Consider the following 26,215-nt stretch of genomic DNA (forward strand, 5'->3'; position numbering starts at 1 on the left):
TCTACGTAGTCGTCGGCAGTCGGCAAGACCGTATCGTTCACATCCCGCTCCCCACGCTGCGCACGACGGAGATCAGGATGTAGACGATGATCATCAGAACGAAGAAGGACAGGTCGAGTGCCACGCCCCCGAGACGCAGCGGCGGGATGAACCGCCGCAGAAGCTTGAGCGGTGGATCGGTGACAGTGTAGGTGGCCTCCAGGACGACCACCATCGCCTTGCCGGGTTGCCACGAGCGGGCGAACTGGAAGACGTAGTCCATGACCAGCCGGAAAATCAGCACGACGAGGAAGCACACGAGCGCGATGTAGACCACAAACAGTGCGACGCCCATTCCCGCGCTTTCCTCTCCCCTGGCTCTCGTGTCCGGCCTCGCGGCCGGGTCGTTCTCCGGTGTCGTTCTCTAGCTCTGGTTGAAGAACCCGCCCTCTGCGATGCGGGCCTTGTCCTCCGCCGTGACATCGACGTTAGCAGGCGACAACAGGAACACCTTCTGCGTCACCCGCTCAATGCTGCCATGGAGACCGAAGACGAGTCCCGCGGCAAAGTCGACAAGTCGCTTCGCATCGGTGTCGTCCATCTCGGTCAGGTTCATGATCACCGGGGTGCCCTCACGGAAGTGTTCCCCGATGGTACGGGCCTCGTTATAGGTCCGCGGGTGCAGTGTCGTGATGCGGTAGGGCTCACGCTCGGACACAACCTTGGGCATGATCACCGGTGCGTTCTTCTCCAGGTTCGGACGTTCAGGTGTGATGGATGCCACGGGGGCGATTCGCGCCGGACGTCCGGACTCCACGGGAAGCGCAGGGGGATGGGACACCGGCTCGCGCGGTGCGGGTGGCTGGACCACACGCACCGGCTCCTCCCGCTCCACCCGGTGCTCCACCCGGTCCACCTGGTGCGGGGGCTGGTGCCGACGCCGGTCCCGCTCGGGCTCCGGCTCCATCTCGGGTTCGAAGTCGTCGTCGGGATCGAATCCCCGGCCGTCGTACCCATCGTCCTCCACGAGGCCGAGGTAGACCGCCATCTTGCGCATCGCGCCGGCCATTCTCTGAGTCCTCCGCTCTGTGGTGGATCGGCTTCGTTCGGCTACGTCACCAAGTACCCGCGATCCACTGGGTCTGTCCGCCTTTCGACGGAAATGACCATATTTTCTGCTGTGGTCCGACTTGCTTCGCGACGTTACCCGAGCCGGGGTCGGACTCCGAGTACCGCCGTACCGACGCGCACATGTGTCGCTCCGGCCGCCACGGCCTCTTCGAGGTCCGCACTCATCCCTGCTGACACCATGTTCGCAGCCGGACGGTCCGCGCGCAGGCTTGATGAGAATTCCATCAGCCGCTCGAAGGCCGCCTGTTGGCGCCCCGCGTAGAGCCCTGCGAGTGGCGCTACGGTCATCAGTCCGTCAAGCCGGAGCCCCGGTGCGTCGTCGACCGCGGCGGCCAACTCCTCGATTGCGTCGGGCGCGACACCGCCCCTGTCGCCCTGCTGCCCCGACTCGGCATCGAGTGCGACCTGGATCAGACACCCCAACTCGCGCTCGGCGCGCACCGCCGCCGCGGACAGTGCGCGAACGAGCTTTACTCGGTCAACCGATTGCACCACATCGGCATAACTCGCAACAGAACGGACTTTGTTCGTCTGCAGCTGACCGACGAAGTGCCAGGTGAGATCCAGATCGGAACAGGCTTCGGCCTTGGGGGCCGCCTCCTGGTCCTTGTTCTCCGCGACGTTCCGCACGCCGAGTTCGTGGAGCAGCCGCACATCGCTCGCGGGGTAGGTCTTCGTGACCACGATGAGGGTCACTTCCTCGCGCTTGCGCCCGGCCGCCGCACAGGCAGCGGCGATACGTTCCTCCACGCGCGCCAGGTTCTCGGCGAGTTCGGTCCTGCGGTCGGTCATTCTTCGGTCTCTCCTGCCGGGGACCCGGGGGTCGCCTCCCGGGAGGGCGCGGCCAGCCAGACATATCCGGCGAGGCGCCCCGTCGTGCGGTCGCGGCGGTACGAGTAGTGGTCCGCCGATTCCAGTGTGCAGACCGGGGACGCCTTCCGGTCCCGTACCCCGAGCGCTTCGAGCTGGGCATGGACCCCGGCGGTGACATCGACGGCCGGGGTGCCCCAGCTCGTCTCGGCGCGGGCGGCGGGTTCCACGGCCGCGACATCGGCGCGCATCGCCTCGGGTACCTCGTAGCAGCGTCCGCAGATCGCGGGCCCGGTGCGGACGGTGATACGGGCCGGGTCCGCGCCCAGCGCGATCATGGCCTCGACGGCGGCCGGTACGACTCCGGCGACCATTCCGGGGCGGCCCGCGTGGGCCGCGCCCACCACCCCGGCGACCGGGTCGGCCAGCAGCACCGGGGTGCAGTCGGCGGTCAGGACCGCCAGCGGCAGTCCGCGCCGGGCGGTCACCACCGCGTCAACCGCCGGGACCGGGGCGTCTCCCCACGGTCCGTCGACGACGGCGACCTCGCGCCCGTGCACCTGGTTCATCCAGACGACGAGCGCCGGGTCGAGCCCCAGGGACTTGGCGGCGAGGTCCCGGTTCGCGCGAACGGCGGCGGGGTCGTCCCCGACCGCGCCGCCGAGGTTGAGCTCCTCGTACGGAGCGGCGCTCACCCCGCCCCACCTGTCGGTGAAGGCGAAGTGCGCGCCGCCCACGCTGTCGTGCTCGCGTATCACTTCAAGATCACTTCAGGAAGTCCGGGACGTCCAGCTCTTCGGCCTGGCTGTCGTACGGCCTGGCGGGCGGGACCTGCGCCGACCCGCTCCCCGACAGCGAGCTGTCGTTCCCCACCGGGGCCGGCTCGGCCGGGACCGGGGGCTCCTCGCGCGGGGGGAGCGTGCCGAGGCCGCCGATGGAGCGGGGCTCCGGGCGGGCCGGGGGCGCGGGCTCCTCGCGCTTGGCGGAGGCAGAGCCGATCACATTGTCCCGGCGGGTCGGGGGCTGGCCCCCGTCGAAGCCGGCCGCGATGACCGTGACCCGTACCTCGTCGCCCAGCGCGTCGTCGATGACGGCACCGAAGATGATGTTGGCCTCGGGGTGGGCGGCCTCGCTGACGAGCTGGGCGGCCTCGTTGATCTCGAAGAGACCGAGGTCCGAACCGCCGGAGATGGAGAGCAGCACACCGCGGGCGCCGTCGATGGACGCCTCCAGCAGCGGCGAGGAGATGGCCATCTCGGCGGCGGCCACCGCGCGGTCGTCGCCGCGGGCCGAGCCGATGCCCATGAGCGCGGAGCCGGCCTCGGACATCACGGACTTCACATCGGCGAAGTCGAGGTTGATGAGGCCGGGGGTGGTGATGAGGTCGGTGATGCCCTGGACACCGGAGAGCAGCACCTGGTCCGCGGACTTGAACGCGTCCAGCACGCTGACCTGGCGGTCCGAGATGGACAGCAGCCGGTCGTTCGGGATGACGATGAGGGTGTCGACCTCTTCGCGGAGCTCGGCGATGCCGTCCTCCGCCTGGTTGGCGCGACGGCGGCCCTCGAAGGTGAAGGGCCGGGTGACCACGCCGATGGTCAGGGCGCCGAGCGAGCGCGCGATGTTGGCCACGACGGGCGCGCCGCCGGTGCCGGTGCCGCCACCTTCGCCGGCGGTGACGAAGACCATGTCGGCCCCCTTGAGGACCTCCTCGATCTCCTCTCGGTGGTCCTCTGCCGCCTTGCGACCGACTGCCGGGTTGGCTCCGGCCCCGAGGCCGCGGGTGAGTTCGCGGCCGACGTCGAGCTTGACGTCGGCGTCGCTCATCAACAGGGCTTGCGCGTCAGTGTTGATCGCGATGAACTCGACGCCCTTGAGACCGACCTCGATCATTCGGTTGATGGCATTGACACCACCGCCGCCGACACCGATGACCTTGATGACTGCGAGGTAGTTCTGCGGTGCTGCCACGTCGAAGGCCTCTCGCCTCGAGTTACGTGTCGCCGCTGCGCGAAGGCCGCGCCGCGACGACGGATGCCGATGGGACGGTCCGAAACGCCGACCCAAACCCTAACGTTGAAGTTTAGGGTTACCAGTGTCTCTGCTCCTTGGACTCTCCGAACGAGACACTAAGTCGACAAGCGGCGCACGTTCAACGAACACGCCGAACCTCCCGTTTTTCTTTTCACCCTATGTGATCAGCCGTTGCGCTGACCAACCAGGGTGCTGGCCTGCGCATATGTGCGTCAACTGCCCGACACGGCAGGGGCGGTGGGCGCGCTCACGTCGAAGTGGCCCGCGCCGGGAGAGGCTTTCATCAGCGCGGTGAGTGCCCGCGCCTTCGCCTCGCCGTTCTCGCTGCTGCCCCACAGCACGGTGCGGCCGCGGGTCAGTTCCAGGGTGATGGAGTCGTACGAGCGGACCTCGACGGACCGCAGGTCCTTGGCGGCCTGCGCAGGGAGTTCGGCGGTGACCCGGACCGCTTCGGTCACGAGCCGCTGCTCGCCGAAGCGCCGCAGGCTCGGTGACCGATCTGCCGTCAATTCCAGCAGTGGTACGCCTTTGGGTGCTTTGTCCACCGTGGCGAAACGGACGCCTTTCGCGTCCACTTCGATGAACTTCACGCCTTTTCCGATGAGGAGTACCGGCTTTCGCTCGGTCACCTTCAGCGCGATTCCGTGCGGCCATGAACGCTCGGCTTCGACGGAGTCGATACGGGGCAGTTCCTCGCGCAGCCGCGCCTCGATCCGGTCCATATCGACCGAAATGAGCGGCGATCCGATCGGCACGGCCGCCGCTTTCTCGACCTCACGGGGCGTCAGAACCTGCGTACCGGAGGCCCGGACCCGCTCGACGCGCAGCCAGGGGGAGCCGTAGAGCAACCAGATTGCGGCCGCGCCGAACACGATGAGAGCGGAACCGGTCAGCAGAACCCGACGACCGCGGGGCCCGGGACGACGGAAGACCGGTCCTCTGCGCATCCGTCCGGAGCGGCCGGCCGACGACGAGCCCTTCGGGTTCCGTGTGCCGCGCTCGGCGGTCGTCGGTCCGGCCATGCTCCGCACCCTGCCCTTCGCTGTGCCTATCGGCGTGCCCGTGCGGAAATCGCCTCGTACACCATTCCGACAAGCAGATCGTCTGCGTCCCGGCGCCCGAACTCGGCCGCGGCGCGGGACATCTCGTACAGCCGGTGCGGATCGGCGAGCACCGGGAGCACGTTTCCCTGGATCCACTCGGGGGTCAGCTCGGCGTCGTCGACCAGCAGTCCACCACCGGACTTGACCACCGGCTGGGCGTTGAGCCGCTGTTCGCCGTTGCCGATCGGCAACGGTACGTACGCGGCGGGGAGCCCGACGGCGGAGAGTTCGGCGACGGTCATGGCGCCCGCGCGGCAGAGCATCATGTCGGCCGCGGCGTACGCGAGATCCATCCGGTCCAGGTACGGTACCGGGATGTAGGGCGGCATTCCGGGCATGTTGTCCACGCGCGGCACTTCGTTCTTCGGGCCGACCGCGTGAAGGATCTGGATGCCGGAGCGCTGCAGCAGCGGAGCGATCTGGTGGATCACCTCGTTGAGGCGGCGGGCACCCTGCGAGCCGCCGGAGACCAGCAGCGTCGGCAGGCTGGGGTCGAGGCCGAAGGCGGCGCGGGCCTCGGGCCTGACCCTTGCGCGGTCGAGCGTGGCGATGGAGCGGCGCAGCGGGATGCCGATGTAGCGGGCGTCGCGCAGCTTGCTGTCCGGGGTCGAGACCGCGACGGCCGCTGCGTACCGCGAGCCGATCTTGTTGGCCAGGCCCGGGCGGGCGTTGGCCTCGTGGACGACGATGGGCACACCGAGGCGCTTGGCGGCGAGATAGCCGGGCAGCGCGACATAGCCCCCGAAACCGACGACGCAGTCGGCTTTGGTGCGCTCCAGGATCTGCTCGGCGGCCTTGATCGTGCCGCGCAGCCGGCCCGGGACGGTGATCAGCTCGGGAGTGGGTTTGCGCGGCAGCGGTACGGCGGGGATGAGCGCCAGCTCGTAGCCCCGCTCGGGCACCAGCCTGGTCTCCAGTCCGCGCTCCGTGCCAAGGGCCGTGATGCCCACGGCCGGATCCTGCCTGCGCAGGGCGTCCGCGAGGGCGAGCGCGGGCTCGATGTGGCCGGCGGTCCCCCCGCCGGCGAGTACGACATGCACCGAAATTCACCGCTCTCCGGACGGACGTTCCTTGACGCGCCGTCTCATCGTCTTCCATCTCACCCCGGGCCTCCGCATGGCCAGGGCCGCCTTCGCGGCGGGGTCCTCTCGCGCGAAGGCGATCAGCAGTCCCACGGCGAACATGGTCGGCAGCAGGGCGGAGCCTCCGTAGGAGAACAGCGGAAGGGGGACTCCGGCGATCGGCAGCAGACCGAGCACCGCACCGATGTTGATCACGGCCTGGGCCGTGATCCAGGTGGTCACACCTCCCGCGGCATACCTCACGAAGGGGTCCTCCGTGCGTCCGGCCACGCGGATACCCGCATAGCCTAGAGCCGCGAAGAGAGTGAGCACCGACAGCGTCCCCGCCAGCCCCAGTTCCTCCCCGGTGATGGCGAAGATGAAGTCGGTGTGAGCTTCCGGGAGTTGGCCCCATTTTTCCACACTTGCACCGATCCCGGAACCGAACCATCCGCCCGAAGCGAGCGCATAGATCCCGTGCACGGCCTGCCAGCAGCTGTCACCGGGGCCCGGGTCCGTGGCACCGACACACTGGAACCGGGCCATACGGTTCGGATTGGTCTTGATCAGGACGGCCCCGATCAGGCCGGCGACGGCCAGCACGCCGCCGAACAGCCTGGTAGGGGCGCCGGCCAGCCAGAGCAGCCCGAAGAGGATCGCGGTCAGGATGATGGCCGTGCCCATGTCACCGCCGAGCATGATCAGCCCGAGCAGCATGAAGGTGACCGGCACCAGCGGGACGAGCAGGTGCTTCCACTGGGTGAGCAGCCGTTTCTCCTGCTTGCGGGCGAGCAGATCGGCGCCCCAGAGGATCAGGGCGAGCTTGCCGAACTCGCTGGGCTGGAGCTGGAAGGGGCCGCCCAGCGAGATCCAGTTCTGGTTGCCGTTGACCGCCTGCCCTATCCCGGGGATCTGCACCAGCACCATCAGAAAGGCGCTGCCGACCAGGAGCGGATAGGCGAGCGCGCGATGGAGCTTGACGGGCATCCGGGAGGCGAGGAAGAGCAGTCCGGTGCCGATGACGGCGGCCAGGAACTGCTTGCGGAAGAAGTACGACGAGGGCAGCGAGTACTTCAGCGCGGTGATCATCGACGCGGAGTAGACCATCACCAGGCCGAGCGCGGTGATCAGGAGGCCGGCGCCGAGGATCACGTAGTACGCGGTCAGCGGCCGGTCCCAGGCGCGTCGCGCCTGCTCGTACGCGTGCCGGACCGCGCCGCCGCGGGGCGGCCGGGGTGTGCCGCTCCCCCGGCCCCCGCTCCGGGCGGCGGGCGGCCGCCTCGATCCGGGGCCGGCGGTCCTGCTGCGCAGTGCGGTGCCGGGCAGGCCGGCGAGGGCGGGCACGAGGACGGGTGCGGGTGCGAGCGCCTGCGCGAGGCCGGCGGCCCGCGCCGCGAGTGCGTCGGCGAGCCGTGCGGCGGCTCGGAAGGGCTCGCCGCAGGCGCGTGCCGAGGCGCCCACGGACTCCGCCCCGGCGGGGGCCGAGGGGGCCGTGGACTCCCGCCCGGCGACGGCGGAGAGGGCCGCGGGCGCGGGTTCGGCGGCGGCCGAGAAGGCCGAGGACTCCGGCCCGGCGACGGCCGGCGAGGCCGCGGGCTGCTGCGCGGCGCCGAGCGAGAGGACCGCACACTCCAGCCCAGCGTCAGCGCAGAGAGCACCGGGCTCCGGCCCGGCGACGGCCGGGGCGGCCGTGGGCTCCTGCACGGCGTCGGGCGAGAAGGCCGCGGGCTCCCGCCCTGCAACGGCGGAGAGGGCCGCAGGCGCGGGCCCGGCGGCGGCCGAAAAGGTCGAGGACTCCAGCCCGACGGCCGCCGAGAAGACCGCAGACCCCAGCCCGGCGACGGCGGAGAGAACCGTGGATGCCGGCTCAGCGGCGGCCGAGGGACCCACGGGCTCCCGCCCGGCGGGGGTCGAGGGGGCTGTGGACTCCCGCCCGGCAACAGCGGAGAGAGCACCGGGCTCCGGCCCGGCGACCGCCGGGACGGCCGTGGGCTCCTGCGCGGCGGCGGGCGAGAAGGCCGCCGGCTCGTGCGAGGCGGGAGCCGAAGGCGCGGGGGGGTGGCCCGTGGTGGGTGTCGGGGGTCCCAGGGGGTCGGGCGGCATGGGTGGTGTCCCCTCCAGGTGGGTGCGGCGGCGCCGGGGCGCGGCGGCGGGGACCGGGCCGGTCAGGCGCGCTCGGCGGCGAGGGCGCGGACCGCGTCCGCGAAGGCCTCGCCTCGCTTGTTGTAGTTGGCGAACATGTCCATCGAGGCGCAGGCGGGGGCCAGCAGAACCGTGTCCCCCGGCCGCGCGAGCCCCGCCGCTTCGCGGACCGCCGCCGACATCGCCCCAGTGTCGGTCCGGTCGAGGTCGACGACCGGGACCTCGGGCGCGTGTCGCGCGAGGGCTTCGCGGATCAGAGCCCGGTCCGCGCCGATGAGCACCACACCCCGCAGCCGCTTCGCCGACTTCTCGACGAGTTCGTCGAAGGTCGCGCCCTTCGCCAGTCCGCCCGCGATCCAGACGATCGGGTCGTATGCCGCCAAGGAGGCTTCCGTGGCATGGGTGTTGGTGGCCTTGGAGTCGTCCACGTACGCGACGCCGTCGACCTCCGCGACGAACTCGATGCGGTGCGCGTCGGGTCGGAAGGCCCGCAGCCCGTCCCGTACGGCGGCGGGCTCGACGCCGAAGGCACGCGCGAGCGCCGCCGCGGCGAGCGCGTTCGCGATGTTGTGCGGGGCCGGCGGGTTGACGTCGGAGACCTCGGCGAGCTCCTGCGCCTGCTTCTGCCGGTTCTCCACGAAGGCGCGGTCCACCAGGATCCCGTCCACGACACCCAGCTGCGAGGGCCCGGGCGTCCCCAGCGTGAAGCCGATCGCGCGGCAGCCCTCCACGACGTCCGCCTCGCGCACGAGGTCCTCGGTCGCGGGGTCGGCGACGTTGTAGACGCAGGCGACCGTATTGCCTTCGTAGATACGGCCCTTGTCAGCGGCGTACGCCTCCATGGAGCCGTGCCAGTCGAGGTGGTCCGGCGCCAGATTGAGCACGGCGGCGGAGTGGGCACGCAGCGAGGGCGCCCAGTGCAGCTGGTAGCTGGAGAGCTCGACGGCGAGGACGTCGTACTTCTCGTCACCGAGGACGGCGTCGAGGAGCGATACGCCGATGTTGCCGACGGCCGCCGTCCTCAGGCCCGCCGCCTCCAGGATGGAGGCGAGCATCCGGACCGTCGTGGTCTTGCCGTTGGTACCGGTGACCGCGAGCCAGGGCGCCGCGTCGGGCCCCCGCAGCCGCCACGCCAGCTCGACGTCGCCCCAGACCTCGACGCCCGCCTCGGCGGCCGCGGCGAACAGGGGCTTGTCGGGCTTCCAGCCGGGCGCCGTGACGACCAGCTCGGTGCCCTCCGGCAGGGTCGACCCGTCACCGAGGCGGACGGTGATGCCCTCCGCCTCCAGCTCGGCGGCCTGCGCCCGCGAGCGCTCGTCGTCGCCGTCGTTGACGACCGTGACGACCGCACCGAGGCCGTGCAGGACGCGGGCGGCGGGAATGCCGCTCACGCCCAGCCCGGCGACGGTGACGCGCTTGCCCTCCCAGCCCGGCTCAGTCACTTGTCGGCCGCCCAGCCCGCGTAGAAGATTCCCAGACCCACAATGACGCACATGCCCTGAATGATCCAGAAACGGACCACGACCAGAACTTCCGACCAGCCCTTGAGCTCGAAGTGGTGCTGCAGCGGGGCCATTCGGAAGACGCGCTTCCCGGTGAGCCTGAAGGAGCCGACCTGGATCACCACGGACATGGTGATCAGCACGAACAGGCCGCCGAGCAGGGCGAGCAGCAGCTCCGTGCGGGAGCAGATCGCGAGGCCCGCGAGCGCGCCGCCGAGGGCGAGCGAGCCGGTGTCACCCATGAAGATCTTGGCCGGTGAGGTGTTCCACCACAGGAAGCCGAAGCAGGCGCCCATCAGCGCGGAGGCGACGACCGCGAGGTCGAGCGGGTCGCGCACCTCGAAGCAGGCGTTGGGGTTGGTCAGCGTCATCGCGTTGGCGCAGGACTCCTGGAACTGCCAGAGCCCGATGAAGGTGTACGCGCCGAAGACCATCACGGACGCACCGGTGGCCAGACCGTCCAGACCGTCGGTGAGGTTCACGCCGTTCGACATGGCGAGGATCATGAACAGCGCCCAGATCACGAACAGCACCGGGCCGATGGACCAGCCGAAGTCGGTGACGAACGACAGCTTGGTGGAGGCCGGGGTCTGACCGCGGATGTCGGCGAACTGCAGCGCCAGCACCGCGAAGGCGATACCGACGATCAGCTGTCCTGCCATCTTCGCCTTGGCCCGCAGACCCAGCGACCGCTGCTTGACGATCTTGATGTAGTCGTCGAGGAAGCCGACCAGGCCCATCCCTGCCATCAGGAAGAGCACCAGCACACCGGAGAACGTCGGGTCCTCGCCGGTGATCACCTTGGTGAGGGCGTACGCGATCAGCGTGGCCAGGATGAAGGCGATGCCGCCCATGGTGGGCGTGCCCTTCTTGCTGCCGTGGCTGCGCGGGCCGTCGTCGCGGATGAACTGCCCGTATCCCTTGCGGGCCAGCAGCTTGATCAGCAGCGGGGTGCCGATGAGGGTCAGGAAGAGCCCGATGGCCCCCGCGAAGAGGATCTGCCTCATCGGCCGGCGACCTGCCCCTCAGAAGACTCAGCAGTGTTCTCGAGCAGCGCCAGGGCGATCCGCTCGAGACCGGCCGACCTGGAAGCCTTCACCAGCACCACGTCTCCCGGGCGCAGCTCTCTGCGCAACAGGTCGATCGCCGCCTGCGCGTCGGACACGTGCACCGACTCCTCACCCCACGAACCCTCGTTATATGCGCCCAGTTGCAGCCAGGACGCTTCCCTGCCCCCGACTGCGACGAGCTTGCTGACGTTGAGCCGGACGGCGAGCCGTCCGACCGCGTCGTGCTCGGCGAGCGACTCGTCCCCGAGCTCGGCCATCGGGCCGAGCACCGCCCACGTACGCCCCCCGGTGGCCTGGGCGGCCGCGCCCATGGCCACGAGCGCACGCAGCGCGGCTCGCATGGACTCGGGGTTCGCGTTGTAGGCGTCGTTGACGACCGTCACGCCGTCCGGACGCTCGGTGACCTCCATACGCCAGCGGGAGAGGGTGCCGGCCTCCGAGAGCGCGGTGGCGATCTCATCGACGGACATGCCCAGCTCATGGGCGACGGCGGCCGCGGCGAGCGCGTTCGACACGTGGTGCTCACCGTACAGCCGCAAGGTCACGTCGCTGCACCCGGAGGGTGTGCGAAGCAGGAATGCGGGCTGTCCGCTCGGCATGAGACGGACATTCTCGGCGCGTACGTCCGCTTCGCCCGCCTCGCCGAACAGGACGACGCGTGCCTTCGTGCGGGAGGCCATCGCGCGTACGAGAGGGTCGTCGGCGTTGAGGACGGCCACGCCGTCCTCCGGCAGCACCTCGACGAGCTCGCCCTTGGCCCGGGCGATCTGCTCGCGGCCGCCGAACTCGCCGATGTGGGCGGTGCCGACGTTCAGTACGAGACCGATGCGCGGCGGGGTGAGGCCGGTGAGGTACGTGATGTGGCCGATGCCGCGGGCGCCCATCTCCAGGACGAGATGGCGGGTTTCCGCGGTCGCGCGGAGCGCGGTGAGCGGAAGGCCGATCTCGTTGTTGAGGGAGCCGGGCGTCCAGACCGTCGGCGCGTGGCGCTGGAGCAGCTGGGCGATGAGGTCCTTGGTGGAGGTCTTGCCCGCGGAGCCGGTGAGGGCGACGACGTCGGTGCCGAGCTTCTCGACGACGGCCCGCGCGAGTGCGCCGAGTGCGGTCTGCACGTCGTCGACGACGATGGCGGGGACACCGACGGGGCGGGCTGCCAGCACGGCCACCGCGCCCGTCGCGACCGCGCGTTCCGCGTAGTCGTGGCCGTCGACGTGCTCACCGGCGAAGGCGGCGAAGAGACTGCCTGCCTCGACCTGACGGGAGTCGATGACGACGGGCCCGGTGACCTGGAGGGCCGGATCCGGTATGTCGTACGACTGCCCGCCGACGATTTCGGCGATCTCGGCGAGGGAGAGGGCGATCACTGCTTCATCCCTGACTGTTCTTGTAACGGAGTTCGATCGCTTCGCGGAGCACCTGGCGGTCGTCGAAGGGACGCACCACTCCGGCGATGTCCTGGCCCTGTTCATGGCCCTTGCCCGCGACCAGGACGGTGTCGCCCGGCTCGGCGCGGGCGACGGCCGCGGCGATGGCGGCGGCCCGGTCCTCGAAGACCTGGACCTCGCCGCGCTCGTGCGCGGGCACCTCGGCGGCGCCCGCGAGCATCGCGGCGAGGATCGCGAGGGGATCCTCGGAGCGGGGGTTGTCGGAGGTCAGGACGGCGGTGTCGGCGAGACGGGCGGCGGCGGCGCCCATGGGCCCGCGTTTGGTCCTGTCGCGGTCGCCGCCGCAGCCCAGCACGATGTGCAGCTTGCCCTTGGTGACCTTGCGCAGGGAGCGCAGGACCGATTCGACGGCGTCCGTCTTGTGCGCGTAGTCGACGACCGCGAGATACGGCTGACCCGCGTCGACGCGCTCCAGCCGCCCGGGCACACCGGGGACGGCGGCAACGCCTTCGGCCGCGGCCTGTGGGTCGATCCCGGCGACGGCGAGGGTGACGATCGCGGCGAGGGTGTTGGCGACGTTGAACGGACCGGGCAGCGGCGCCCTGGCGGACACCCGCTCGCCCTGGGGACCGACGACGGTGAAGACCGAGCCCACGGCGCCGAGTTCGACGTCCTCGGCCCGCCAGTCGGCGTCCGGGTGGCCCTCGGCGGAGAACGTGACGACGGGGATTCCCGACTCCGCGACGAGCCGCTGCCCGTACTCGTCGTCGAGGTTGACGACGCCGAGCCGTGCGCGGGCCGGGGTGAACAGCTGGGCCTTGGCCCCGAAGTAGTCCTCCATGCCGGAGTGGAACTCCATGTGCTCCGGGCTGAGGTTGTTGAAGACGGCGACGTCGAAGACACAGCCGTCGACCCGGCCGAGCACGAGGGCGTGGCTGGAGACCTCCATCGCGACCGAATCGACGCCGCGCTCGCGCATCGCCGCGAACAGCGCCTGCAGATCGGTGGCTTCGGGGGTCGTGCGCTCCGACTTGATGCGCTCGTCGTCGATGCGCATCTCGACGGTGCCGATCAGGCCGGTGCGGTGGCCGGCGCCGCGGAGCCCGCCCTCGACGAGATACGCCGTGGTGGTCTTGCCGGAGGTGCCGGTGATGCCGATCTGGAGCAGGCCCTCGCCGGGCCGCCCGTAGATGGTGGCGGCGAGCTCGCCCATCCGCCCGCGCGGGTCGTCGGCGACGAGGACCGGCAGTCCGGTCGCGGCCGCGCGCTCGGCGCCGGTCGGGTCGGTGAGGATCGCCGCCGCGCCGAGCTCCTTGGCCTGGGCGACGTAGTCGGCGCCGTGGAGACGGGCGCCGGGCAGTGCGGCGTACACGTCCCCGGGGCGCACCGCCCGCGAGTCGTGCGTGATGCCGGTGACCGCGCCGGAGCCCGGGGGCTCGACCCCCAGCCGGTCGGCCAGCTCTGCGAGGGGGACCGGGCGGACCTCGGCCGGACGGGGCGGGGCGGTTCGGTACTGATCAGCGTGGGGCACGGCGGTGAGCGTACCGGGCGCACCGGGAGCGTTGCTAAATGAGGGGGTCCGGGGGGCGTGGTTCCCGGAGTCGGGCGTGATCGTTGTCACTGGCGGTACCTCCCGGGTCACTCGCCCGGTGTGAACGTGACGGGCAGGCGTGCGGGTGTCTTGCCGGTCGGTGCGACCTGCTGGGTCTTGAGGGCGAACTCCATGACCTTCTTGTAGATGGGTCCGCAGATCTGGCCGCCGAAGTAGCTGCCCTTGGTCGGGTTCTGGATGGCGCAGTAGACCGTGATCTGCGGGTCGTCGGCGGGCGCGAATCCCGCGAAGGAGGCGGTGTAGCCCTTGTAGCGGCCCAGTTCCGGGTCGACCCTGTTGGCCGTGCCGGTCTTGCCGGCGACGCGGTAGCCGGGGATCTGGGCCTTGGTGCCGGTGCCCTCCTCGTCGCCGACGACCGACTCCAGCATCGTGGCAAGGGTCCTGGCGGTCTTCTCGCTGACCACGCGGGTCTTCAAGGGCGCGGGGGCCGGGGTGAAGCGGCCGTCGGGTCCCTGGGTGCCGCGGACCAGCGTGGGCTCGATGCGTACGCCGCCGTTGGCGATGGTCGAGTAGACCGACGCCGCCTGCATGGCGTTGAGCGACAGGCCCTGGCCGAAGGGGATCGTGTACTGCTGCGAGGTGGACCAGTCCTGCGGCTTCGCCAGGATGCCGGGCGACTCTCCCGGGTAGCCGAGCCCGGTCGGGCTGCCGATGCCGAACTTCCGCAGATACGAGTACAGGACCTTGTTGGCCTCCGGCTGGGTCTTGCCGAGCTGCCCGGTCGCCAGGATCGTGCCGATGTTGCTGGACTTGGCGAGGACGCCGTTGAGCGTCAGGTACCAGGTCGGGTGGTCGATGTCGTCCTTGAAGAGCCGGTCGCCGCGGTGCAGCCGGTTGGGGACGGTGACATGGGTGCCGGGGACGGCCGCCCGCTCCTCCAGGACGGCGGCCATGGACATGACCTTGCTGGTGGAGCCCGGTTCGTACACGTCCTGGAGGGCGGCGTTGCCCATGGCGGCGGCGTTGGCCTGGGAGATGTCGTTGGGGTCGAAGCCGGGGGCGTTGGCCAGGGCGAGGACCTCGCCGGTCCTGGCGTTCTGGACGACGACGTAGCCGCGGTCGGCACGGGACTTCGCGACCTGGTCGGCGATCGCCCGCTGGGCGGCCCACTGGATGTCGCGGTCGATGGTCAGCTCGATGTCCGAGCCGGGGACGGCGGGCTGCTCGCGGGCCCCCGCGGTGGGGACGCGGTGGCCGCCGGACTGGGCGTAGGTGATCTGGCCGTCCTTGCCCGCGAGGTCCTCGTCGAGCATGGACTCGAGTCCGCCGGCGCCGCGGCCGTCGGCGTTGACGTAGCCCAGTATCCCGGCGGCGAGGTCGCCGTTGGGGTAGACGCGCTTGCTGCTGGTCTCCTGGAAGACGCCGGCGAGGACGTTGGCTCCGGGGCCGCCCTTGGCCTTGTCGGCCCTGGCCTTCTCGGCGAAGACGCTCTTGAGGTCCTTGATCTGGTTCCAGACCTGCGGGGTCTGGCGGCGGGCCAGGACGGTGTAGCGGGACTTGGGGGTCTTCAGCTTGTTCGCGAGCTCCGACGCGTCCTTGCCGAGGATCGGCGCGAGCAGCGCGGCGGCCTGCTCGGGCGCGTCCGGCGTCCTGCTCTCCTTGGGCGTGAACATCTTCGGGTCGGCCGTGATGTCGTACGCGTCGACGCTGGTCGCGAGGGCGATCCCGGACCGGTCGGTGATCTTGCCCCGCTCGGCGGCCAGCTTGTGGCTCATGTAGCGGTTCTTCTCGGCCATGGCGGCGTACGTGCTCGCGTCGACGGCCTGCACCTGGAGGAGGCGGACGACGAACGCCAGCATCGTGAGGCCGAGGGCGAGGCTGACGAGCCGCAGCCGGGGGCGGGGGCTGCCGAGGCGGATCCGGTGGGGTCCCGCGGCCGGGCGGGGGCGGCGCGGCGCGGGGCGGGGGCGGTTCGCGGGGCCGGCGGGGCGCGCGGGGCCCGGCACCCGGCGGCGCGGAGGTTCCTGGGAGGGCACTGCGTCACCTGCCGGAGGTCGTGGGGGGCTGCTTCGGCGTCACGGACGTGGTGGGTGTCGGGGCTTTGGTGGGTGTCGTAGGTGTCGGGGCTGTGGAGGGTGTCGTGGGCGCCGAGGGCTCGACGGCGGCCGGGGTCGGGGCGGCGGGTGGCGGGGTGTACGGGGCCGCGGTGCTCTTCCGGGGCACTCCCCCGACCGTGCCGTCCGGGTTGAGGAACGCGGGGTTGCCGCCGGGCACCATGCCGAGCTCGCGTGCGCGCCGCTCCAGCGCGTCGGGGGCCGAGCGGCTGTCCACGTCCCGCTGGAGCTCCTGTTCCTGGTCGGTGAGCTCCGTGGTCTTCTTCTTCAGCTCGCTCAGCTTGAAGGAGCCCTCGTTGAGGGACGAGTTGAGCAGCAGGAGGGTGATCAGGCCGCCGCCCAGCAGGAGGACGACGAGCAGGACGAACGGGGTGCGGGCGGCGGAACTCGGCCCGGACGGCATCAGCCGCGCGAGCCGCGCGGCGCGCCCCTTGAGCTGTCCGGCGGCCATCCTCACCACATGCCCTCCCTCACCCGGCTGCTGACGCCGCCACGAACGCCGTCCCTGACGCGGCCGCCACCGACACGGTTGCCACCGACGCCGCTGGCCCTGCCGCCGCTGGCCCTGCCGCCGCTGTCCCCGTCACTGCCGTCATCGCCCGGCCTCCGTCACTGCTCGTCCTCGCGGATCCGCTCCGCACCGCGCAGGCGTGCGGGCGCCGCGCGGCGGTTCTCGGCGACTTCCTCCTCGGTGGGGAGCTCGGCGCCGCGGGTGAGCAGCTTCAGCCGCGGCTGGTAGCGCTCGGGGACGACGGGCAGTCCGGGCGGCGCCGTGCTGGCGGCGCCCGCCGCGAAGACCTGCTTGACCAGCCGGTCCTCCAGCGAGTGGTACGAGAGGACCGCGATCCGGCCGCCGACGGCGAGGACCTTCACCGCCGCCGGGACGGCCCCTTCCAGGACCGTCAGCTCGCCGTTGACCTCGATGCGCAGGGCCTGGAAGGTGCGCTTCGCGGGGTTGCCTCCGGTGCGCTTGGCGGCCTGCGGCAGGGCGTCGCGGATCAGTTCGACGAGGCGGGCGCTGTTGGTGAAGGGCTCCTTCTCGCGCTCCCGCACGATCGCCGCCACGATCCGCTTGGCCTGCTTCTCCTCGCCGTATGCGCGCAGGATCCGCACCAGCTCACCGGCGGGGTAGGTGTTGAGGACCTCCGCCGCGCTGATCCCGGTCGTCTGGTCCATGCGCATGTCGAGCGGGGCGTCCTGGGCGTAGGCGAAGCCGCGGTCGGCCTCGTCGAGTTGCATGGAGGAGACGCCGAGGTCGAAGAGGACTCCCTGGACGCCGCTGATGCCGAGCCGGCCGAGGACGTCCGGCAGCTCGTCGTAGACGGCGTGCACGAGGGTGGCACGGTCCCCGAAGCGGGCGAGTCGCTCGCCGGACAGCCGCAGCGCCTCCTTGTCACGGTCGAGCGCGACGAGGCGTACCTCGGGGAAGCGGGTGAGCAGGGCCTCGCTGTGTCCGCCGAGGCCGAGGGTGCAGTCGACGACGACGGCTCCGGGCCGCTCCAGGGCGGGTGCCAGCAGGTCCAGGCACCGCTGGAGCATCACCGGGACGTGTCGCTGGCTCAATGCGCCCTCTCAGGTCCGACGCGCGCGGGGTCCGGGGCGTACGTATGCCGCTGCCGCACACGCGGGAAAATCATGGAAATGTGCAGGATGTGTCCGTGAACTCCGCGTCACTCTAGTCCACTGGCCCGGCCGGTCAATCAACCGGCTGGCGCGTCGCAGGGGCCGTCCGATGCCAGGGCGACAATCGGGACACCTCACCCATATGGGCCACGGCCGGTCACGCCTGTGGGTTACGTCACAACAAGCCTCATTGACGTTCTTTGTCCGCTCTCACAGCGAGCCCATGGGCGCTGTGGCCATTACCGTCATAGGCATGTCGACCTCCGCGCACCTCCCCGCAGACGCCGCCCTCGAGCACGGCACGGTCACCGACCGGCTCGTCGAAGCGAACGCGCGCTACGCCGCGGGGTTCGCCGACCCCGGCATGGACGCGCGGCCCGTCCTCCGCGTCGCGGTGGTGGCGTGCATGGACGCCCGGCTCGACCTGCACGCGGCGCTCGGCCTGGAGCTGGGTGACTGCCACACCATCCGCAACGCCGGCGGTGTGGTGACGGACGACGTGATCCGCTCGCTCACCATCAGCCAGCGCGCGCTCGGGACCCGCAGCGTGATACTCATCCACCACACCAACTGCGGTCTGGAGAGTCTGACCGAGGACTTCCGGCACGAGCTGGAGGACGAGGTCGGGCAGCGGCCCGCCTGGGCGGTGGAGGCCTTCCGTGACGTCGACCAGGATGTGCGGCAGTCGATGCAGCGGGTGCGCACCTCGCCGTTCCTGCTGCACACCGACGACGTCCGCGGCTTCGTCTTCGACGTCACGAGCGGTCTGCTGCGGGAGATCGACCCCGCCGTGTGACCGGCGAAAAGGACCAACCGCAGACATATCGCGTCCAGTTGTCCACAGTCGAGTGACACGAAGCGGTAACGGCAACAAGAATGCGGGTGTGGCACCTCTGCGGAACCGACCGGAGGGGGTGTCCGTGTTTTGGGGTGGGCCGTGCCGTAGACAGCGCATCGGCCCATGGAACGGGCCGAGGAGGGCCGGGTGACGACCTATGACGATCGAGCGAGCCTCACAGATCTGACCACCACAGCGGAGCGTGTCCGCAGGTCGGTCGAGGGTGTGATCGAGGGCAAGCCTGAGGTCGTACGGCTTTCGCTGACCGTGCTGCTCGCCGAGGGACATCTGCTCATCGAGGATGTGCCGGGCGTGGGCAAGACGATGCTGGCCAAGGCGCTGGCGCGGTCCATCGACTGCTCGGTGCGGCGGATCCAGTTCACGCCGGACCTGCTGCCGTCGGACATCACGGGCGTGTCGATCTACGACCAGCAGCGGCGGGACTTCGAGTTCAAGCCGGGCGCGATCTTCGCGCAGATAGTGATCGGCGACGAGATCAACCGCGCGTCGCCGAAAACGCAGTCCGCACTGCTGGAGTCCATGGAGGAGCGGCAGGTCACCATCGACGGGCAGACCTACGAGCTGCCCAGCCCCTTCATGGTCGTGGCCACCCAGAACCCCGTGGAGATGGAGGGCACGTATCCGCTGCCCGAGGCACAGCGGGACCGCTTCATGGCCCGGGTGTCGATGGGGTATCCGACCCTCGAGGCCGAGCTCCAGATGCTCGACGTGCACGGTTCGGTGTCGCCGCTCGACGATCTTCAGCCCGTGGCGCACGCCCATGACATCGGGAAGCTGATCGACGCGGTGCGCACGGTCCACGTCGCCGAATCCGTGCGGCGGTACGCGGTGGAGCTGGTCGCCGCGACCCGTAATCACCCCGATCTGCGACTCGGCGCGTCGCCGCGTGCCACGCTGCATCTCCTGCGCGCCGCGAAGGCATCGGCGGCGCTCTCCGGCCGGGACTACGCCCTGCCGGACGATGTGCAGTCGCTCGCCGTGCCCGTGCTGGCACACCGGCTGCTGCCGACAGCCCAGGCCCAGCTGAACCGCCGCACGGCCGAGCAGGTCGTGCTGGAGATCCTCCAGCGCATCCCCGTGCCCACCTCGGGCAACGACAGCGGCTACGGCGGTGCGGCCCGGCAGATGCCCGGCGGTCCGGTCTACGGCCAGCAGCGGCCCGGCATCCGGCGGCCGTGATGGCGGCCGGGAGCCCTGCCGCCGGCGACGAGGACAAAGGCGGTCTGCGGGCGGCTCTCGGCGGGCTGACCACACGCGGCCGTTCCTTCCTGGCGGCCGGCGTGGCCGCGGCGGTGTGCGCGTACGTGCTGGGGCAGGGCGATCTGCTCCGGGTCGGACTGCTGCTCGGCCTGCTGCCCCTGCTCTGCGTGGCCGTGCTGTACCGCACGCGCTACCGGGTCGCGAGCAGCCGGCGGCTCTCCCCGTCACGGGTGCCCGCCGGGTCCGAGGCGCGGGTACATCTGCGGATCGACAACGTGTCGCGGATGCACACGGGCCTGCTGATGCTCCAGGACCACGTGCCGTACGTGCTGGGGCCGCGGCCCCGGTTCGTGCTCGACCGGGTCGAGCCCGGCGGCCGGCGAGAGGTGTCCTACCGGGTCCGCTCGGATCTGCGCGGGCGCTATCCGCTCGGCCCGTTGCAGCTGCGGTTGAGCGATCCGTTCGGGATGTGTGAGCTGACGCGCTCCTTCAGCGCCCACGACACGCTCACGGTCGTCCCGCGGACCGAGCCGCTGCCGCCGGTGCGGCTCGCGGGCGAGGCCGCGGGGTACGGCGACGGGCGGCAGCGCTCGCTGGCGCTGGCCGGCGAGGACGACGTCATCCCGCGTGAGTACCGGCACGGTGACGATCTCCGCCGGGTGCACTGGCGCTCCACCGCGCGCTACGGCGAGCTGATGGTGCGCCGCGAGGAGCAGCCGCAGCGGGCCAGGTGCACGGTGCTGCTGGACACCCGCCGCATCGCCTACCAGGGGGCGGGCCCCGATTCGGCCTTCGAATGGGCGGTGTCGGCGGCGGCCTCGGTGCTGGTGCACATGCTGGAGCGGGGCTTCGCGGTGCGGCTGCTGACGGACACGGGGAGTTCGGTGCCCGCCGCGGGTGCGGAGGGCTTCGCCGGGTCGACACAGGATTCCGCGGACTCCGCGGGGCTCATGATGGACACCCTCGCGGTCGTGGACCACTCGGACGGTGCGGGTCTGTCGCGCGCGTACGACGTGCTGCGCGGCGGGAACGAGGGGCTGCTGGTCGCCTTCGTCGGTGATCTCGACGAGGAGCAGGCCGCCGTGGCGGCGCGGATGCGGCAGCGCAGCGGCGCCGCCGTGGCCTTCGTCCTGGACAGCGGCCAGTGGGTGACGAGCGGCGCGGTGGCGGGCGCGGTCGACGAGCGGCTGCGGGGGCTGCGCGAGGCCGGGTGGACGGCGGTGGCCGTGCCGCCCGGGGCGGCCCTGTCGGAGCTGTGGCGGCAGGCGTCGCGGGAGCAGTCGCACTCCACTCCCGCGGGCGGTACGAACAGTCTTTCTGGGGGATGGGCATGAGCGGTCGCGGAAGGCTGGCCCTGTGCGCCTTCGCCGCCACGCTGATGGCGGCGGGCGCTCTGCTGCCGCTGGTCGATCAGGTGACCTGGATCGTGCAGGCCGGGTTCCTGCTGGCGGTGCAGAGCGGGGTCGGCGCGCTGGCCCGGCGGGTGCCGCTGGCCCGGCCGCTGACAGTGGCCGTGCAGGCGCTCGTCACGCTGCTGATGCTGACGCTGCTCTTCGCCCGGGAGGAGGCCCTCATCGGCCTGCTGCCGGGTCCCGACGCGTTCCTCCGCCTCGGTGAGCTGCTGACCTCGGGCGGCGCGGACGTCAGTCGGTACGCGACGCCGGCACCGGCCACGGACGGCATCCGGCTGATGCTGGTCGGCGGGGTGCTGCTGATCGGTCTGGCGGTGGACGCGCTCGCGGTGACGTACCGCAGTGCGGCCCCGGCGGGCCTTCCACTGCTCGCGCTGTACTCGGTGGCCGCGGGGCTGTCCGGCGGCGGTGCCAACAGGCTCTGGTTCCTGTCGGCGGCGACGGGCTATCTGCTGCTTCTGCTGGCGGAGGGCCGGGACCGGCTGTCGCAGTGGGGCCGTGTGTTCGGCGGGGCGCCGCGTGCCGCGGGCCGGAGCGCGGGCGGGTTCGAGGCGGGCGGCGGTACCGCGCAGGCCCCGGTGCGCACCGGCAGGCGGATCGGCGCGGTCGCCCTGGGCGTCGCGCTGGCCGCTCCCGCGACGCTGGGCGGCGGGCTGCTCGGCGGCGCGGGCAACGGTGCGGGCGGGGGCGCGGGCGGCGGCGGCACGATCGACGCGGTGAACCCCGTGGTGACGCTGCAGGACACGCTCAATCAGCCCGAGGAGCGCGAGTGGCTGAAGTACAAGACCAACGCGCAGGACAACGGCGACATGTATCTGCGGATCATGGCGCTGGACCAGTTCGACGGCGGCGCCTGGAAGTTCTCGGTGCGCCCGGTCACGGGCATCCCCGAGGAGCTCCCCCGGCCCGACGGCCTGGGCGCCGGGGTCGGTTCGACCGAGGTCAGGACGAACATCTCGGCCGCCGGTTCGTACAAGCAGGGCTGGCTGCCGATGCCGTATCCGGCGACGAAGCTGAACATCGAGGGCAGGTGGCGCTTCGACCCGGCCCGGCGGACGGTGATCGGCGACGGCGGCCAGACGACGAGCGGTGTGCAGTACTCGGTCACCAGCCTGCAGGTGAACCCGACCCGCGAGGATCTCGCCGCGGCGCCCAAGGCGCCGGCCGCACTGCTGCGTGAGTACACGCAGGTGCCCGATTCGCTGCCGGCCGACGTGCGGGCCACTGCGGCCCGGGTGACGAAGGGCGCGGCGAACGACTACGAGCGCGCGGTCAAGCTCCAGGACTGGTTCGCCGTGGACGGCGGCTTCTCATACAGCACCCAGGTGGAGTCGGGCGGGGGTGTGCAGGGCATCTCCCGGTTCCTGAAGGCGAAGGAAGGCTTCTGCGTCCACTTCTCGTTCTCGATGGCCGCGATGGCCCGGACGCTGGGGATACCGGCGCGGGTCGCCGTGGGCTTCACTCCCGGTTCGCCGGTGGCGGGCGGGGCGATGTCGGTGAGCAACCGCGATGCGCACGCCTGGCCCGAGCTGTACTTCGAAGGTGCCGGGTGGACCCGGTTCGAGCCGACGCCGACCCGGGGCACCGCTCCGGACTACGCCCGGGCCGAGGCGCCGTCCGGCGCGCCGACCGGTGCGGCGCAGCCCGACACGAGCGCGTCGGCCGAGGCGCCGGTCGCCCCGTCGCAGTCCTCGACCTGCTCGCGGCAGGAGAAGGCGCTCGATGAGTGCGGCGCCGCGGCGCCGCGCGACGTCGTGTCGGCCGTGGAGCAGGGGCCGTCGCTCTGGACGATCCTGCAGTGGGTCCTGGCCGGGATCTGCGTGCTGCTCGTACCGCTGGTGCCAATGCTGTTGCGGCTGCGGGTACGGACGAGGCGGCTGAACTCCGACGCCCATGTGCGCGGGAAGAAGGCGGCTGCCGGCGGGGGCGGGGCCGCCGCTGACGGACAGCTCGCCGAGGACGGTGGCACGTGGGCGCCCGCGGGCGCCGACGGGTACGCGCTGGAGGAGGCGTCCGCGCGGACGCTGGCCGCCTGGCACGAGATCTCCGATTCGGCCTGGGATCACGGCATCCCGCCGGACGAGTCGCAGACGCCGCGCAAGGCCGCGGCCCGGATCGTGCGGCTCGGCCGGCTGGAGGGTGCTCCCGCCGACTCGGTGCACCGGGTGGCCCAGGCGGTGGAGCAGGTGCTGTACGCGCCCGAGCCACGGCCGGGCGCGGGGCTCGCCGAGGACGCCAGGCGGGTCCGTGCGGGCCTGTCCGCGCAGGCGAGCCGGGGCACGCGGCTGAGGGCGCTGCTGTTGCCGCCCTCGTCGGTACGGGTCGTGTGGGCGCTCTCGGCTCGGTGGAACGCGACCACGGACCGCTTGGCGGCCGCCCGTGACCGGGCCGTGGCCCAGGTGGCGGGGCAGCTGCGCAGGTTCTCGCGGCAACGCGGTCAGGGATGACGCGACGGACCGGGCCGGGGCGGCCGACCACCCGGCCCGGTCCTGGTCCGATCCGGTCCTGGTCCTGTCCTGGTCCTGTCCTGGTCGTGTCCTGGTCCGGTCCGGTCCTGGTCCGGTTGCGGTCCGCTCCCAGCCCGGTTCACCAGCACACTTCGCGGGTGCGCCATGACGCCGATTACGCCGAACGGGTGAATGTGTCGAACGGGGGAACGGCAAACGGGTGAGGGGTGACCGCTGAACTGCGGTCACCCCTCACCCGTACAAGCCCGCCGTGCGGGACGCGCTCGCGCCCGCACGGCGAAGATCGGAGAGAAGTTCAGTGCTTTCGGAGGCTCACTGGCCACCATGCTCGTCGCGGCGGCGCTGCCACCGCTGCTCGATCCGGTCCATCATCGACCGGCGCTGTTTGGGCTGCCGACGCGCGGCCGGAGCCCCGGGGGCCTGCTCGCCCGGCTTGGGTGCCTTGCGCCACCCGGTGACCGCCAGGACCGCACAGCCCAGCATGACGAGGAAGCCCACCACGCTGATCCAGATCACCGTGGTGACCATTCCGGCCATGAGGAGCGCGATACCCACCAGGAAGCCCGCGACCGCCTGGTAGACCCGTCGCCGGGTGTACGTACGCAGCCCGCTTCCCTCGAGCGCTGTCGCGAACTTGGGATCTTCGGCGTACAGCGCTCGCTCCATCTGCTCGAGCATTCGCTGCTCGTGCTCCGAGAGCGGCACGGAGTCCTCCTAGTCGTCGGTCGCTGGGGGCGACCGGTAAGCGGCCCTTTCAGGATAGGCAGGGAATCGCCCCCGTGAAACCCGCCCTCTACGCCAATTCGCTGTTCGGGGCCGCCATGCCGGGTCGACTGCTGAAGCGTTGATTCCCCAACCGCCGATCCGTCATGCCGGATCGTGTCCCCCGATCATACGGGGCGAACGCCCCGTTCGGGTGGCCTGCGGCGTACTCCGTCTGCGGCTGCGTCGCTGATCAGCGACGCGTCAGCCGCGCTTCTCGGCCAGGACGTGGAGCTGCGTGGCGACCGAGTGGAACGAGGGGAGTTCGGCGGCGGCCGCCTCCAGCTTGAGGAGGGCGTCCAGCGCGCCGGGCTCGGTGTCCACGAGGACGCCCGGAACCAGGTCGGCGAAGACCCGCACACCGTGCACGGATCCGACCTCCATGCCTGCCGCGGCGACCAGTTCGGTGAGCTGCTCGGCGGTGAAGCGGCGCGGCACGGGGTCGCCCGCGCCCCAGCGGCCCGCCGGGTCGCTGAGCGCATGGCGGGCCTCGGTGAAGTGTCCGGCCAGGGCCCTGGCGAGGACGGCACCGCCGAGCCCCGCGGCGAGCAGGCTGAGCGATCCGCCGGGGCGCAGTGCCTCCGCGGTGTTCCGCACCCCCTCGGCGGGGTCGTCGACGTACTCCAGCACGCCGTGGCAGAGCACGATGTCGAAGCCGTCGCGCCCGACCACGTCGAAGAGGCCGTGGACATCGCCCTGGACGCCGGTCACGCGGTCCGCGACACCGGCCTCGGCGGCCCGGCGCTCCAGCGCGAACAGGGCGTTGGGGCTGGGGTCGACCACGGTGACGCGGTGGCCGAGGCGGGCGGCGGGCACCGCGAAGTTGCCGGAGCCGCCGCCGGTGTCGAGGACGTCCAGGGCGTCCCTGCCGGTCGCCTTGACCCGGCGGTCGAGGGCTTCCCTGAGGACGTCCCAGACCACGGCGGTACGGAGGGAGGCCCGGGAAGGGGTCCCTCCAGGGCGAGGCCCTCGGGGGAGCGTCTGGTCCGGCACGGCAGTTGACTCCTCGGCGCGGTGCCGCCCCGGCGGGCGGGGCGTGAACGGTGCAAGCTCGCTCCACCCTATTGCCTCAGCGGGGCGTCCCGGTCATCCCACGGCGCCTCCCGCCCCCGGCTGATCCCGCATGGGCGCCGGCCCGGACTCGGACCGCTACTCCGGCCTGTGCTCCGGCCCGGGCTGGGGCCTCGGCCGGGGCAGCACCGGCTGGAGCACGAGCATCCGCTCGACCAGGCGCAGGAACATGGCCACGTCGCGCAGCAGATCGTCGGCGTCGCGGCTGGTGGCGGCTCCCTGGATGCCCGCTTCCGCGCGTGCCCTGCGCCGCGCTCCGGAGGCGAAGAGCGCGCTCCATTCCGTGAGCTCGGGGGCTATCTCGGGGAGCACTTCCCAGGCGGACCTTATGCGGGCCCGGCGGCGCGGTGTGGTCTCGGGCCGGCCGCGGACGGCGAGGACGGCCGCCGCGGTGCGCAGCGCGGCGAGATGGGCGGTGGCATACCGCTCGTTGGGAGTGTCCAGGGCGGCGGCCTCGTCGAGGCCGGCGCGTGCCTGGGCGAGCAGGTCGAGGGCGGCGGGCGGGGCGGATGAACGCCGCGGCACGGGGTGGACATCGCTCGCGGGACCGCCCTGCGAGGAACCGGGCAGTGAGGGTGCAGGGCCGCCTGCGCGGAGCCGGCGTGCGGCAGTGGCGTACGTGCTGGCCATGACGAACCTCCTGTCGTCGTGTGACGGCGCTGTGGCCGTATGTGTCCATCGTGGGGGCCACCACTGACAATCGCTCTGACGCGTAAATACCAGCAGGTCAGGTTGGGTGTGGGCAGGGCTAGGTGCCCGGTGGCCGTTGAGGGCCGCCGGGTGTCCGGGTCTGCCGGTCGTCAGGCTGCTGTCTCCCTCGGGTTGAGGGTGACGGTGTAGCCGAGCTGGGTGACGGCCCGGCGGGTGGCACGTTCGGGGTCGCGTTGAGTGAAGTAAGCGCCGCCGAGGTCCTGGTAGGCGATGTTGTCGGTGAGCA

Annotated in this window: 22 protein-coding genes; 4 read left to right on the forward strand and 18 right to left on the reverse strand. The window is 71.5% G+C overall.

Translation table 11 applies throughout. The features are described from left to right. Positions 1-37 precede the first annotated feature (37 nt). From ACFV9O_RS03600 to rsmH, 15 genes are all read right to left on the reverse strand, one after another. A complete protein-coding gene (locus ACFV9O_RS03600) occupies positions 38-334 on the reverse strand; it encodes a YggT family protein (RefSeq protein WP_385411704.1) in 297 nt (98 codons plus the stop codon). A 69-nt stretch (positions 335-403) separates the two neighbouring features. Then, entirely contained in the window at positions 404-1,048 is a 645-nt protein-coding gene (locus ACFV9O_RS03605) for a cell division protein SepF (RefSeq protein WP_385411707.1), read from the reverse strand. 134 nt (positions 1,049-1,182) lie between these two features. Further along, positions 1,183-1,902 carry a YggS family pyridoxal phosphate-dependent enzyme gene (locus ACFV9O_RS03610; RefSeq protein ID WP_385411710.1) on the reverse strand — a complete coding sequence of 240 codons (720 nt, stop codon included), beginning with the start codon at positions 1,900-1,902 and terminating at the stop codon, positions 1,183-1,185. After that, positions 1,899-2,657, reverse strand: a complete 759-nt coding sequence (pgeF, locus tag ACFV9O_RS03615) for a peptidoglycan editing factor PgeF (protein WP_385411804.1) — start codon at positions 2,655-2,657, stop codon at positions 1,899-1,901. The genes ACFV9O_RS03610 and pgeF overlap by 4 nt, the downstream gene beginning before the upstream one ends. 28 nt (positions 2,658-2,685) lie before the next feature. Further along, positions 2,686-3,891, reverse strand: a complete 1,206-nt coding sequence (gene ftsZ, locus ACFV9O_RS03620) for a cell division protein FtsZ (protein ID WP_385411713.1) — start codon at positions 3,889-3,891, stop codon at positions 2,686-2,688. 275 nt (positions 3,892-4,166) lie between these two features. Further along, the gene (locus ACFV9O_RS03625) at positions 4,167-4,976 is read right to left on the reverse strand and encodes a cell division protein FtsQ/DivIB (RefSeq protein ID WP_385411716.1); all 810 of its coding nucleotides are present in this window, start codon (positions 4,974-4,976) and stop codon (positions 4,167-4,169) included. A 26-nt stretch (positions 4,977-5,002) separates the two neighbouring features. Continuing rightward, a complete protein-coding gene (gene murG / locus ACFV9O_RS03630; RefSeq protein ID WP_385411719.1) occupies positions 5,003-6,097 on the reverse strand; it encodes an undecaprenyldiphospho-muramoylpentapeptide beta-N-acetylglucosaminyltransferase in 1,095 nt (364 codons plus the stop codon). Positions 6,098-6,103: 6 nt separating this feature from the next. Next, complete coding sequence (gene ftsW / locus ACFV9O_RS03635; RefSeq protein WP_385411806.1) at positions 6,104-7,462, reverse strand: putative lipid II flippase FtsW; 1,359 nt, start codon at positions 7,460-7,462, stop codon at positions 6,104-6,106. 821 nt (positions 7,463-8,283) lie between these two features. Then, a complete protein-coding gene (gene murD, locus ACFV9O_RS03640) occupies positions 8,284-9,702 on the reverse strand; it encodes a UDP-N-acetylmuramoyl-L-alanine--D-glutamate ligase (protein WP_385411722.1) in 1,419 nt (472 codons plus the stop codon). Further along, on the reverse strand, positions 9,699-10,769 hold the full coding sequence (gene mraY, locus ACFV9O_RS03645; protein ID WP_385411725.1) for a phospho-N-acetylmuramoyl-pentapeptide-transferase: 1,071 nt from the start codon (positions 10,767-10,769) through the stop codon (positions 9,699-9,701). The genes murD and mraY overlap by 4 nt, the downstream gene beginning before the upstream one ends. Continuing rightward, positions 10,766-12,196, reverse strand: a complete 1,431-nt coding sequence (murF, locus tag ACFV9O_RS03650) for a UDP-N-acetylmuramoyl-tripeptide--D-alanyl-D-alanine ligase (RefSeq protein ID WP_385411728.1) — start codon at positions 12,194-12,196, stop codon at positions 10,766-10,768. Before murF ends, mraY begins: the two co-directional genes overlap by 4 nt. Positions 12,197-12,200: 4 nt before the next feature. After that, complete coding sequence (locus tag ACFV9O_RS03655; protein WP_385411731.1) at positions 12,201-13,838, reverse strand: UDP-N-acetylmuramoyl-L-alanyl-D-glutamate--2,6-diaminopimelate ligase; 1,638 nt, start codon at positions 13,836-13,838, stop codon at positions 12,201-12,203. 17 nt (positions 13,839-13,855) lie between these two features. Beyond that, on the reverse strand, positions 13,856-15,805 hold the full coding sequence (locus ACFV9O_RS03660; protein ID WP_385411733.1) for a peptidoglycan D,D-transpeptidase FtsI family protein: 1,950 nt from the start codon (positions 15,803-15,805) through the stop codon (positions 13,856-13,858). Positions 15,806-15,809: 4 nt separating this feature from the next. Continuing rightward, a complete protein-coding gene (locus ACFV9O_RS03665) occupies positions 15,810-16,340 on the reverse strand; it encodes a septum formation initiator family protein (protein ID WP_385411810.1) in 531 nt (176 codons plus the stop codon). Between the two features lie 152 nt (positions 16,341-16,492). Continuing rightward, a complete protein-coding gene (gene rsmH, locus ACFV9O_RS03670) occupies positions 16,493-17,446 on the reverse strand; it encodes a 16S rRNA (cytosine(1402)-N(4))-methyltransferase RsmH (protein WP_385411736.1) in 954 nt (317 codons plus the stop codon). A 313-nt stretch (positions 17,447-17,759) separates the two neighbouring features. On the opposite strand from rsmH, the gene ACFV9O_RS03675 reads away from it, so the two are divergent. From ACFV9O_RS03675 to ACFV9O_RS03690, 4 genes are all read left to right on the forward strand, one after another. Continuing rightward, positions 17,760-18,302, forward strand: a complete 543-nt coding sequence (locus ACFV9O_RS03675; protein WP_385411738.1) for a beta-class carbonic anhydrase — start codon at positions 17,760-17,762, stop codon at positions 18,300-18,302. A gap of 189 nt (positions 18,303-18,491) precedes the next feature. Continuing rightward, positions 18,492-19,544 (forward strand): AAA family ATPase, encoded by a 1,053-nt coding sequence (locus ACFV9O_RS03680; RefSeq protein WP_385411741.1) that lies wholly within the window; start codon positions 18,492-18,494, stop codon positions 19,542-19,544. Further along, positions 19,544-20,899 carry a DUF58 domain-containing protein gene (locus tag ACFV9O_RS03685; protein WP_385411743.1) on the forward strand — a complete coding sequence of 452 codons (1,356 nt, stop codon included), beginning with the start codon at positions 19,544-19,546 and terminating at the stop codon, positions 20,897-20,899. Before ACFV9O_RS03680 ends, ACFV9O_RS03685 begins: the two co-directional genes overlap by 1 nt. Then, on the forward strand, positions 20,896-23,424 hold the full coding sequence (locus ACFV9O_RS03690; protein WP_385411746.1) for a DUF3488 and DUF4129 domain-containing transglutaminase family protein: 2,529 nt from the start codon (positions 20,896-20,898) through the stop codon (positions 23,422-23,424). The genes ACFV9O_RS03685 and ACFV9O_RS03690 overlap by 4 nt, the downstream gene beginning before the upstream one ends. A 333-nt stretch (positions 23,425-23,757) precedes the next feature. Here the strand turns inward: ACFV9O_RS03690 and ACFV9O_RS03695 are convergent, their stop codons facing one another. From ACFV9O_RS03695 to ACFV9O_RS03705, 3 genes are all read right to left on the reverse strand, one after another. Then, positions 23,758-24,150 carry a DUF3040 domain-containing protein gene (locus ACFV9O_RS03695; protein ID WP_385411748.1) on the reverse strand — a complete coding sequence of 131 codons (393 nt, stop codon included), beginning with the start codon at positions 24,148-24,150 and terminating at the stop codon, positions 23,758-23,760. A 261-nt stretch (positions 24,151-24,411) separates the two neighbouring features. Then, positions 24,412-25,200: a methyltransferase gene (locus ACFV9O_RS03700; RefSeq protein ID WP_385411750.1), complete on the reverse strand. Its 789-nt coding sequence runs from the start codon at positions 25,198-25,200 to the stop codon at positions 24,412-24,414. 156 nt (positions 25,201-25,356) lie between these two features. Continuing rightward, positions 25,357-25,908: an SAV_6107 family HEPN domain-containing protein gene (locus ACFV9O_RS03705; protein WP_385411753.1), complete on the reverse strand. Its 552-nt coding sequence runs from the start codon at positions 25,906-25,908 to the stop codon at positions 25,357-25,359. Positions 25,909-26,215 lie beyond the last annotated feature (307 nt).

This window comes from Streptomyces sp. NPDC059909, assembly GCF_042730885.1.
In the GTDB taxonomy this organism is placed as follows: domain Bacteria; phylum Actinomycetota; class Actinomycetes; order Streptomycetales; family Streptomycetaceae; genus Streptomyces.

Coding starts and splice junctions, on each gene's coding strand:
- ACFV9O_RS03600 (WP_385411704.1), bottom strand. CDS start 334: ATGGGCGTCGCACTGTTTGTGGTCTACATCGCGCTCGTGTGCTTCCTC.
- ACFV9O_RS03605 (WP_385411707.1), bottom strand. CDS start 1,048: ATGGCCGGCGCGATGCGCAAGATGGCGGTCTACCTCGGCCTCGTGGAG.
- ACFV9O_RS03610 (WP_385411710.1), bottom strand. CDS start 1,902: ATGACCGACCGCAGGACCGAACTCGCCGAGAACCTGGCGCGCGTGGAG.
- ACFV9O_RS03625 (WP_385411716.1), bottom strand. CDS start 4,976: ATGGCCGGACCGACGACCGCCGAGCGCGGCACACGGAACCCGAAGGGC.
- mraY (WP_385411725.1), bottom strand. CDS start 10,769: ATGAGGCAGATCCTCTTCGCGGGGGCCATCGGGCTCTTCCTGACCCTC.
- ACFV9O_RS03675 (WP_385411738.1), top strand. CDS start 17,760: ATGTCGACCTCCGCGCACCTCCCCGCAGACGCCGCCCTCGAGCACGGC.
- ACFV9O_RS03685 (WP_385411743.1), top strand. CDS start 19,544: ATGGCGGCCGGGAGCCCTGCCGCCGGCGACGAGGACAAAGGCGGTCTG.
- ACFV9O_RS03690 (WP_385411746.1), top strand. CDS start 20,896: ATGAGCGGTCGCGGAAGGCTGGCCCTGTGCGCCTTCGCCGCCACGCTG.
- ACFV9O_RS03705 (WP_385411753.1), bottom strand. CDS start 25,908: ATGGCCAGCACGTACGCCACTGCCGCACGCCGGCTCCGCGCAGGCGGC.